Here is a 9,276-nt window from a genome sequence, read left to right as displayed (position 1 = left end):
GCAGTGAACCGGAAGGAGCCCGCCATGCCCGAGACGACCGAGAGCCACGGCGACCGCTACGAAGTGCACACCCAGGACGTGTCCGGCCAGGTCGTCGTCGGCCGCGGCAACACCGTCTCCCGTATCGAGGCCGCACCGGGCGGTTCGGCGGCGGCGGTCACCGAGGAGGAACTGGCATCCCTGCGCGCCGAGTTCGCGCGCGTACGGGCCCTCGTCCCGGCGGGCGAGCCGGAGGCGGAACGGGCCGTCGGCCTCCTGGACGAACTGGAGGAGGCCGTCACCGCGCCCGAGGCGGACCTGTCCACCATGGAGTACGTCCGTCAGTGGTTCGCCCGCCGGCTCCCGGTGCTCGCGGGTGCGGTCGCGAGCCTGGTGATCCACCCCGTGGTGGGGCGGCTGGTGGAGGCGGCGGGCGGCCGGCTGGTCGAGGAGTTCAACCAGCGCTTCGGCGAGTGACGCGCGGCCTGCGGCAGGCCCCGCCCGACGGACTGCCCGAGCGCCGGTGTCGTACTGGCTGCCCGAGCGCCCGCTGCCCTGTGCTGCCCGAGCGCCTGCTGCTCTGTGCTGCCCGAGCGCCCGCTGCTCTGTACGGACCGGCCGGGCGTCGGTGTGCGTACGGGCTGTTCGCGCGCCCGCGCCCGTACGGGCCGCCCGCCCACGCCCGTAACCGCCGCGGCCGAGCGCTCACCCCCGTAGGCGCGCCCATGCCCGTAAGACCGCCCAAGCCCGTAGGAGCGCGCCCCGCCGGTCAAGGCGCCGTCAGCTCAAGGCCATACCAAGCAGTACGGCTGATGCCCCGCCTCGTGCAGCCGGTGTGAGAAGTCCTGCCATTCGTGGAGGAGCTGGTAGACGCGGAAGGCGTCGCCGGGGCCGCCGCGGTCCGGGACCGTGGACCATATGAAGGCCGCGGCGCCCACCGACTCCTCGCCGATGCCGCGCAGCGGGTCGACGACCGTCGTGGGGAGTTTGACCACCGCGTAGTCGGGGTGCAGGACGACGAGCTCCAGCGGGGGGACCCGGTGCAGGGGTATGCCCTCTATGCCGGTGAGCACCATGGCGGCCATCGTCTCCGGTTTGATCTTGGAGAACATGCCGCCCATACCCAGCTCGTCCCCGCCGAGCTCCTCGGGGCGCATGGAGATCGGTACGCGTGCGGCGGTCGCTCCGTTGGGTGCCCCGAAGTACTTGTAGGTCACCCCCACCCGGCCACCACTCCTGCTTCCCGCGCTCTCCGCCTCGCGCCGGTGGCGTCCGCGCTGGGCACGCTCGGGGCCCAGGTCATCGGTCCCCTCACCCAGTCCGCCACCGCGATGCATAATCTCCACCCGACCACTCGCGAACACCGTCGCGCAACCCGATCATCGTCTCAGAGACCTCCCCCGCGACCGGCGGCTGAAACGCCCTCGCCGCGAGTCCCGGTACGGCTCTGAGACCATGGCTGGTGTGACTTACTCGTACTCTGCCCCAGTCTCGCAGACGCTCTTCGACCGCGCTGCCGCCGTGACGCCCGGCGGCGTGAACTCCCCGGTGCGCGCGTTCCGCGCCGTGGGCGGTACGCCCCGGTTCATGGTGTCCGGCTCCGGTCCGTACCTCACCGACGCCGACGGCCGGGAGTACGTGGACCTGGTGTGCTCGTGGGGCCCGATGATCCTGGGCCACGCGCACCCCGAGGTGACGGCCGCGGTGCAGGAGGCCGTCGCGCGCGGCACGTCGTTCGGCACCCCCGGCGAGGGCGAGGTCGCGCTCGCCGAGGAGATCGTGGCCCGCGTCGCCCCCGTCGAGCAGGTGCGGCTGGTCTCCTCCGGCACCGAGGCGACGATGTCGGCGATCCGGCTGGCGCGCGGCTTCACCGGCCGCTCGAAGGTGATCAAGTTCGCGGGCTGCTACCACGGCCACGTGGACGCGCTGCTGGCCGCGGCCGGGTCCGGGCTCGCGACGTTCGCGCTGCCGGACACGCCCGGCGTCACCGGCGCGCAGGCCGGGGACACGATCGTCCTCCCCTATAACGACCTCGACGCCGTACGCGCCGCCTTCGCCGCCCACCCGGGCGAGATCGCGTGCGTGATCACGGAGGCGGCGGCGGGCAACATGGGCGTCGTGGCGCCGCTGCCCGGCTTCAACCAGGGGCTCGCCGACCTGTGCTCCGACAACGGCGCGCTGTACATCTCCGACGAGGTCATGACCGGCTTCCGGGTGAGCAGGGCGGGCTGGTACGGGCTCGACGGCGTGCGGCCCGACCTGATGACCTTCGGCAAGGTCATGGGCGGCGGCTTCCCGGCCGCGGCGTTCGGCGGGCGCGCCGACGTCATGGCGCACCTCGCGCCGACCGGCCCGGTCTACCAGGCGGGCACCCTCTCCGGTAACCCGGTGGCCACCGCCGCGGGCATCGCGCAGCTCCGGCTGCTGGACGACGCCGCGTACGGGCGGGTGGACGCGGTCTCCGCCGAGGTGCGGTCCCTGGTGTCGGGCGCGCTGGACAAGGCGGGCGTCGCGCACCGGGTGTCGGCCGCGGGCAGCATGTTCTCGGTGTTCTTCACCGACCAGGACGTGCGGGACTACGAGAGCGCCAAGGCGCAGGAGTCCTTCCGCTTCACCGCCTTCTTCCACTCGATGCTCGCGCAGGGCGTCTACCTCCCGCCGTCGTCCTTCGAGTCGTGGTTCCTCTCGACGGCCCATGACGACGCGGCCGTCCAGCGGATCGCCGACGCACTGCCGGGGGCGGCTCAGGCCGCCGCCGAGGCGACGGAATGATGTCCGGCATGACGAATGGAGCTGCGAACAACAGCGCGCCGGACAGCGCGGGCGCGTCCGACGGTGTAGGCGGGGACGCGCTGACCGTGGTGCATGTGATGCGCCACGGCGAGGTGCACAACCCCAAGGGCGTGTTGTACGGGCGTCAGCCCGGCTACCACCTCTCGGAGCTCGGCCGGCAGATGGCCGACCGGGTCGCCGAGCATCTGTCCGGACGTGACATCACCCACGTGGTCGCCTCGCCGCTGGAACGGGCGCAGGAGACGGCGACGCCGCTGGCGAAGGCGCTGAGCCTGGACCTGGCGACGGACGAGCGGCTGATCGAGGCGGCGAACGTCTTCGAGGGCAAGACGTTCGGGGTGGGCGACGGCGCGCTGAAGAACCCGTCCAACTGGAAGTACCTCACCAACCCGTTCCGCCCCTCGTGGGGCGAGCCGTACGTCGACCAGGTCGTACGGATGATGGGGGCGATCGGCGCGGCGCGGGACGCGGCGCGCGGCCACGAGGCGGTGTGCGTCAGCCACCAGCTGCCGATCTGGATCGTGCGGAGCTTCGCCGAGCGGCGCCGGCTCTGGCACGACCCGCGCAAACGGCAGTGCACGCTGGCGAGCCTGACGTCGTTCACGTTCCGCGGGAATCGCATCGTGTCGGTCGGATACAGCGAGCCCGCCCGGGATTTGGTACCGGCCCATCTGCTGGCCGGCGCCAAACCCGTGAAGGGCGCCTCCAAGGGCTTCGGAGCGTAAAGCGAGTAATTCGTAGCGTAAGCGCGGGCTGAATTCCGGCAATACCTTCGCGATCCCTCCCCGATCCCCTCGCGATCCCTCCGCGATCCTTCCGTGACCCCTTCGCGTCTGCCAAGTGGAATCATCGGCGCTCGTCGTGCACTCTTACCGGACGTCCATTTATATGGACGGTGAGCACGGCGAGCACGGATGGGGACGTAATGCGCGACATCAGCCGACGCGGGCTGCTCGGAATGGGAGTGGGAGCTGCTGCCGCATTGGGTGTGGCCGGCTGTTCCTCGGATTCCGGGTCCGGATCCGGATCGGACCGGGGCAAGGGCGGCACCAAGGACCCGCGGGCGAAGGCGAGCGAACAGGCGAAGGCGAAGCCGATAGGCGACGGCTCGACGGCCGACGCGGGGCCGCAGCCGCATCAGCCGCCGAAGCCGGAGCGGCTGGCTCCCGGGCAGAAGCCGCCGCAGTTCGTGGTGTTCTCCTGGGACGGCGCGGGCGAGGTCGGCAACGGGCTCTTCCCCCGCTTCCGCAAGCTCGCCAAGGAGCACAACGCGGGCATGACCTTCTTCCTCTCCGGCCTGTACTGCCTGCCGGAGTCGAAGAAGAACATGTACCGGCCGCCGAACAACAAGGTCGGCGCCTCGGACATCGGCTATCTCACCGACGACCACATCAAGGCGACGCTCCAGAACGTGCGCGAGGCCTGGCTCGAAGGCCATGAGATAGGCACGCACTTCAACGGGCACTTCTGCGCGGGCTCCGGTTCCGTCGCCAAGTGGACGCCCGCGCAATGGCAGTCGGAAATCGACCAGGCGATGTCATTCGTCACCAAGTGGCGTACGAACACCGGTTTTTCGGACCTCGAACCGCTGCCTTTCGACTACTCGAAGGAACTCGTCGGCGGCCGTACGCCGTGCCTGCTCGGCCAGGACAATCTGCTGCCGACCGCCGCGAAACTCGGCTGGCGCTACGACGCGAGTTCGTCGGGCGGACTCCAGATATGGCCGGCGAAGAAGCACGGCGTATGGGATCTGCCGCTCCAGGCGATACCGTTCCCCGGCCACCGCTTCGAAGTCCTGTCCATGGACTACAACATGCTCTACAACCAGTCGCAGAACTCGACGAAGGCGCCGTCGTCCAACTACCCGGCCTGGCGGCAGCAGGCCACCCGGTCCTACATATCCGGGTTCCAGCGCGCGTACGACACCAACCGCGCCCCCTTCTTCATCGGCAACCACTTCGAGCAGTGGAACGGCGGCATCTACATGGACGCCGTCGAGGAAGCCCTCAAGCACATCGCCGACGAGAGGCACAAGGACGTCCGGCTGGTCTCCTTCAAGCAGCTCGTGGACTGGATGGACGCGCAGGACCCGAAGGTCCTCGCGGATCTCCGCAAGCTCGGGGTGGGCCAGAAGTGGACCCCGGCGCGGGGCTGAGAATCGCCGTCGAGGGGGGCGCGGAAGATCGCCGGGGTGCCCATGCGAAACTTTTCACATGAGTGCCCGCCGCGCCCCTCGACGCTCCACACGCCACCGTCGTGCCGCAGTGCTGGCCGCCGGCGCCGCCGCAGCCGCCCTGACGCTCAGCGCCTGCGGGTCCGGCAACACGGCCAAGGGCGGCGGCGACACCAAGTACGTACAGGGCACGGGCGGCATCAGCGTCGTCAAGGACAAGGGTGAACGGCAGAGCGCGCCGGACCTCGTCGGCAAGACCCTTCAGGGCAAAGAGCTCGACCTCAAGAAGGACTACAAGGGCAAGATCGTCGTCTTCAACGTCTGGGGCTCGTGGTGCCCGCCCTGCCGGGCCGAGGCGCCCAACCTCACCAAGGTCGCCGAGGAGTACAAGGACAAGGGCGTCCAGTTCGTCGGGCTCAACACCCGGGACCCGGACACCGCCCCGGCCCTCAGCTTCGAGAAGGAGTTCAAGGTCCCGTACCCGAGCTTCCACGACTCCTCGGGCAAGCTGCTGCTGCGCTTCCCCAAGGGCAGCCTCAACCCGCAGTTCATCCCCTCCACGATCTTCATCGACCGGGACGGGAAGATCGCGGCCCGCGCCCCCCAGGCGCTGAGCGTCGACGACCTGCACAAGACACTCGACCCGCTGGTCGCGGAGAAGAAGTGACATGAACCAGACCGTCCTGAGCGGAGCCCTGCTGCTCGCGCTGCCCATCGCGGTGCTCGGCGGTCTCGTCTCCTTCTTCTCCCCGTGCGTGCTGCCGCTCGTCCCCGGCTACCTCTCGTACGTCACCGGCGTCAGCGGCACCGACCTCGGCAACGCCAAGCGCGGCCGCATGGTGGTCGGCGCCTCGCTCTTCGTCCTCGGCTTCACCGCCGTCTTCGTCTCCGGCGGCGCCCTGTTCGGCAACTTCGGCTGGCAGCTCCAGGCGCACAAGGAGATCATCTCCAAGGTCCTCGGGGCCTTCACCATCGTGCTCGGCCTCGCCTTCATGGGGTTCATGAGCCTCTTCGGGCAGCGGGAGTTCCGCTTCCACAAGAAGCCCGCGATGGGGCTGGCCGGGGCGCCGCTGCTGGGCGTCCTCTTCGGGGTCGGCTGGACGCCGTGCATCGGCCCCACCCTCGCCGCCGTCAACGTCCTCGCCCTCGACCAGGCGAGCGCCTGGCGCGGCGCGCTGCTCATGGTCGCCTACTGCGTGGGCCTCGGCGTCCCCTTCATCCTCGCCGCGATCGCCTTCCGGCGGGCCCTCGGCGCGTTCGGCTGGGTCAAGCGCCACTACGCATGGGTCATGCGGATCGGCGGCCTGATGCTCGTGGCGGTCGGCGTGCTGCTCGTCACCGGCGTATGGGACAGCATGGTCGCCGATATGCAGTCGTGGACCCAATCCTTCGTTCCCGAGGTCTGATCTGATGGCCAAGACACCCACCCCCGCCGACGAGGAGCAGGGCCTCGGCGAGGCCGCCGCCCAGCTGTCCACGGCGCCGGTCGAGGCCCCCGAATCCGGACCGACGGGCAAGCTGCCGTCGATGGGCGTCATCGGGTGGGCCCGCTGGTTCTGGCGCCAGCTCACGTCGATGCGGGTCGCGCTGATCCTGCTGTTCCTGCTCTCGCTGGCCGCGATCCCCGGTTCGCTCGTGCCGCAGACCAGCGTCGACTCGGTCAAGGTCGAGGACTGGCAGAAGGCGCACCCCACCGTCACGCCGATCTACGAGAAGCTCCAGCTGTTCCACGTCTACAGCTCGGTGTGGTTCTCCGCGATCTACATCCTGCTGTTCATCTCGCTCATCGGCTGCATCGTGCCGCGCACCTGGCAGTTCGTCGGCCAGCTCCGCGGCCGGCCGCCGGGCGCGCCGCGGCGGCTGACCCGGCTGCCCGCGTACACCACGTGGCGCACCGAGGCCGAGCCCGAGGAGGTGCTGGCCGCGGCGCGCAAGCTGCTGCGGGGCAAGCGGTTCCGCACGGAGACGGCGGCCGGCTCGGTGGCCGCGGAGAAGGGCTACCTGCGGGAGGCGGGCAACCTCCTCTTCCACATCTCGCTGATCGTGATGCTGGTGGCCTTCGCGACCGGCCAGCTCTTCAAGGCCGAGGGCTCCAAGCTGATCGTCGAGGGCGACGGGTTCTCCAACACCATGTCGCAGTACGACGACTTCAAGCCCGGCACGCTCTTCGACCAGGACAACCTCCAGCCGTTCAGCTTCGACCTGGACGGCTTCGACTCCAGCTACGAGCGGACGGGCCCGGAGAAGGGCACCCCGCGCGTCTTCCGGGCCCACGTCACGTACTACGACGGCGCGGACGGCAAACCGAGCAAGCGCGTGATCGAGGTGAACAAGCCGCTGGAGACCGGCAGCTCCAAGGTCTACCTCCAGGGCCACGGCTACGCGCCCGTCGTCACCTTCCGGGACGGCCAGGGCAACGTCGCGTACCGCGGCCCGGTGGCCTCGCTGCCCGTGGACGGCAAGAACCTCACCGAGTCCACGATCCTCAAGGTGCCGGACTACCGCGACAAGGACGGGAAGAAGGACCAGGTCGGCTTGCAGGGCAACTTCGTGCCGACGCTGGACCTCAAGACCGGCACGATGATGTCGCAGTTCCCGGCGCTGGACTCGCCGGCGCTGGTGCTCACCGCGTACCACGGCAGCCTGGGCATGGACTCGGGGCTGGGGCAGAGCGTCTACAAGCTCGACACGTCGAAGATGAAGCAGTTCAAGGGCAAGGACGGCAAGCCCTACGCGGAACTGCTGCGCGTCGGCGACACCATGAAGCTCCCGAACGGCGCCGGCACGCTCAAGTTCGACGCCATCAAGACCTGGGCCACCTTCCAGGTCTCCCACCAGCCGGGCAACGGCACCGCACTGGCCGGAGCGGTCGGCGCGCTGCTCGGTCTCGCCGGATCCCTGTTCATCCAGCGCCGCCGCGTGTGGGTGCGGGCGGTCGAGGGCGAGGACGGGCGTACGGTCGTGGAGCTCGGCGGCCTCGGCCGCAGCGAGTCCGCGAAGCTGCCCGAGGAGCTCGGCGACCTCGCGCTGGCGCTCCAGCCCCACGCCATGCCCGTCCCGGAGCGGGAACCGGGCGCCGGTCCCTCTGGTCCCTCCGATCCCGCAGACCCCGCTGATCCCTCCGAAGGAGCGCGCGCGTGAATATCGCTGCCGCAGCCAACGAGAACCTGGCCCATACCAGCAATGTGCTGATCTATTCGGCGATGGCCGTCTACACCCTGGCGTTTCTCGCGCACATCGCGGAGTGGGTGTTCGGCAGCCGCAGCGCGGTGGGCCGCACGGCCGCCGCGCTGACCGCCGAAGCGGCCCCGAAGAGCGTGACCGTGCAGGTCGCGCAGAAGGGCGGTACGGGCACGGCGGTGCTGGAGCGGCCCAAGGTGGTCACCCGCGCGGCGGCGGGCGCCCGCGACGTGCCGGACGGGCCGGGCGCGGCGGGCGGCAGCGAGAAGGGGGACATGTACGGCCGTATCGCCGTCTCCCTGACGGTGCTGGCCTTCCTGATCCACTTCGGCGGGGTGCTCACCCGGGCGCTGTCCGTGGAGCGTGCCCCGTGGGGCAACATGTACGAGTTCTCCACCACCTTCGGGATGGTGGCGGTGGCGGTCTACCTCGGCCTGCTGCTGGCCAAGAAGAACATCCGCTGGCTCGGCCTGCCGCTGGTCACCACGATCCTCCTCGACCTCGGCCTCGCCGTTTCCGTGCTGTACACCTCCAGCGACCAGCTGGTGCCCGCGCTGCACTCGTACTGGCTGTGGATCCACGTCTCCTGCGCGATCATCTCCGGCGCGTCGCTGTACGTCGGCGCGGTCTCCTCCCTCTTCTACCGCTTCCGCGACGGGCTGGAGGTCCGCCAGCTGGCCGGCAAGACGGGGCGCGACGTCCTGGCGAAGAAGCTGCGGGACACCCCGGCGGGCGACCGCTGGACGCGGGTCGGCGTGCGGGTGCAGATGGGCTGGGACAGCGCCCTGGAGCGGCTGCCGGCCTCCGCGACCCTCGACAAGTTCGCGTACCGCGTCAACGCGACGGTCTTCCCGCTGTGGACCTTCACGATCATCGCGGGCTCGATCTGGGCCGAGGCCGCCTGGGGCCGCTACTGGGGCTGGGACCCCAAGGAGACCTGGTCCTTCATCACCTGGGTCGCCTACGCCGCCTACCTCCACGCCCGCGCCACCGCCGGCTGGAAGGGCCGCAAGGCCGCCTACCTCGGCCTCGTCGCCTTCGCCTGCTACCTCTTCAACTACTACGGTGTCAACATCTTCATCACCGGCAAGCACTCGTACGCGGGCGTCTGAGCCCCACGCTGCGCTTGCTTTCACGGCCCGCGCCACTTC

At 70.0% G+C, this 9,276-nt stretch carries 9 protein-coding genes; 8 read left to right on the top strand and 1 reads right to left on the bottom strand.

Features of this window, described 5'->3' with window-relative positions:
- A partial coding sequence (locus tag ACFU99_RS21485) for a hypothetical protein (protein WP_384394336.1) occupies window positions 1-456 on the top strand: 456 nt, incomplete at its 5' end.
- Between the two features lie 308 nt (window positions 457-764).
- Here the strand turns inward: ACFU99_RS21485 and ACFU99_RS21480 are convergent.
- A complete protein-coding gene (locus ACFU99_RS21480; RefSeq protein ID WP_078644343.1) occupies window positions 765-1,316 on the bottom strand; it encodes a hypothetical protein in 552 nt (183 codons plus the stop codon).
- 118 nt (window positions 1,317-1,434) lie between these two features.
- On the opposite strand from ACFU99_RS21480, the gene hemL reads away from it, so the two are divergent.
- The 7 genes from hemL to ccsB all read left to right on the top strand — a co-directional run bounded on the left by hemL (window position 1,435) and on the right by ccsB (window position 9,237).
- Window positions 1,435-2,751 carry a glutamate-1-semialdehyde 2,1-aminomutase gene (gene hemL, locus ACFU99_RS21475; RefSeq protein WP_384394334.1) on the top strand — a complete coding sequence of 439 codons (1,317 nt, stop codon included), beginning with the start codon at window positions 1,435-1,437 and terminating at the stop codon, window positions 2,749-2,751.
- Between the two features lie 98 nt (window positions 2,752-2,849).
- A complete protein-coding gene (locus tag ACFU99_RS21470) occupies window positions 2,850-3,497 on the top strand; it encodes a histidine phosphatase family protein (protein WP_363225759.1) in 648 nt (215 codons plus the stop codon).
- A gap of 200 nt (window positions 3,498-3,697) precedes the next feature.
- Window positions 3,698-4,927 (top strand): hypothetical protein, encoded by a 1,230-nt coding sequence (locus ACFU99_RS21465; RefSeq protein ID WP_384394333.1) that lies wholly within the window; start codon window positions 3,698-3,700, stop codon window positions 4,925-4,927.
- Window positions 4,928-4,985: 58 nt separating this feature from the next.
- Window positions 4,986-5,612: a TlpA family protein disulfide reductase gene (locus ACFU99_RS21460; protein ID WP_384394331.1), complete on the top strand. Its 627-nt coding sequence runs from the start codon at window positions 4,986-4,988 to the stop codon at window positions 5,610-5,612.
- A gap of 1 nt (window position 5,613) precedes the next feature.
- Entirely contained in the window at window positions 5,614-6,351 is a 738-nt protein-coding gene (locus tag ACFU99_RS21455; RefSeq protein WP_384394330.1) for a cytochrome c biogenesis CcdA family protein, read from the top strand.
- Window positions 6,352-6,355: 4 nt separating this feature from the next.
- Window positions 6,356-8,086 (top strand): cytochrome c biogenesis protein ResB, encoded by a 1,731-nt coding sequence (locus ACFU99_RS21450; RefSeq protein ID WP_384394329.1) that lies wholly within the window; start codon window positions 6,356-6,358, stop codon window positions 8,084-8,086.
- Window positions 8,083-9,237 (top strand): c-type cytochrome biogenesis protein CcsB, encoded by a 1,155-nt coding sequence (ccsB, locus tag ACFU99_RS21445; RefSeq protein ID WP_384394328.1) that lies wholly within the window; start codon window positions 8,083-8,085, stop codon window positions 9,235-9,237. Before ACFU99_RS21450 ends, ccsB begins: the two co-directional genes overlap by 4 nt.
- The last annotated feature ends 39 nt before the right edge of the window (window positions 9,238-9,276 follow it).

The sequence above is a fragment of the Streptomyces sp. NPDC057654 genome (genome assembly GCF_042800135.1).
Taxonomy (GTDB): domain Bacteria; phylum Actinomycetota; class Actinomycetes; order Streptomycetales; family Streptomycetaceae; genus Streptomyces.
The sequence above is the reverse complement of the archived record's forward strand: the minus strand, read 5'-3'. Positions and strand labels throughout refer to the sequence as shown.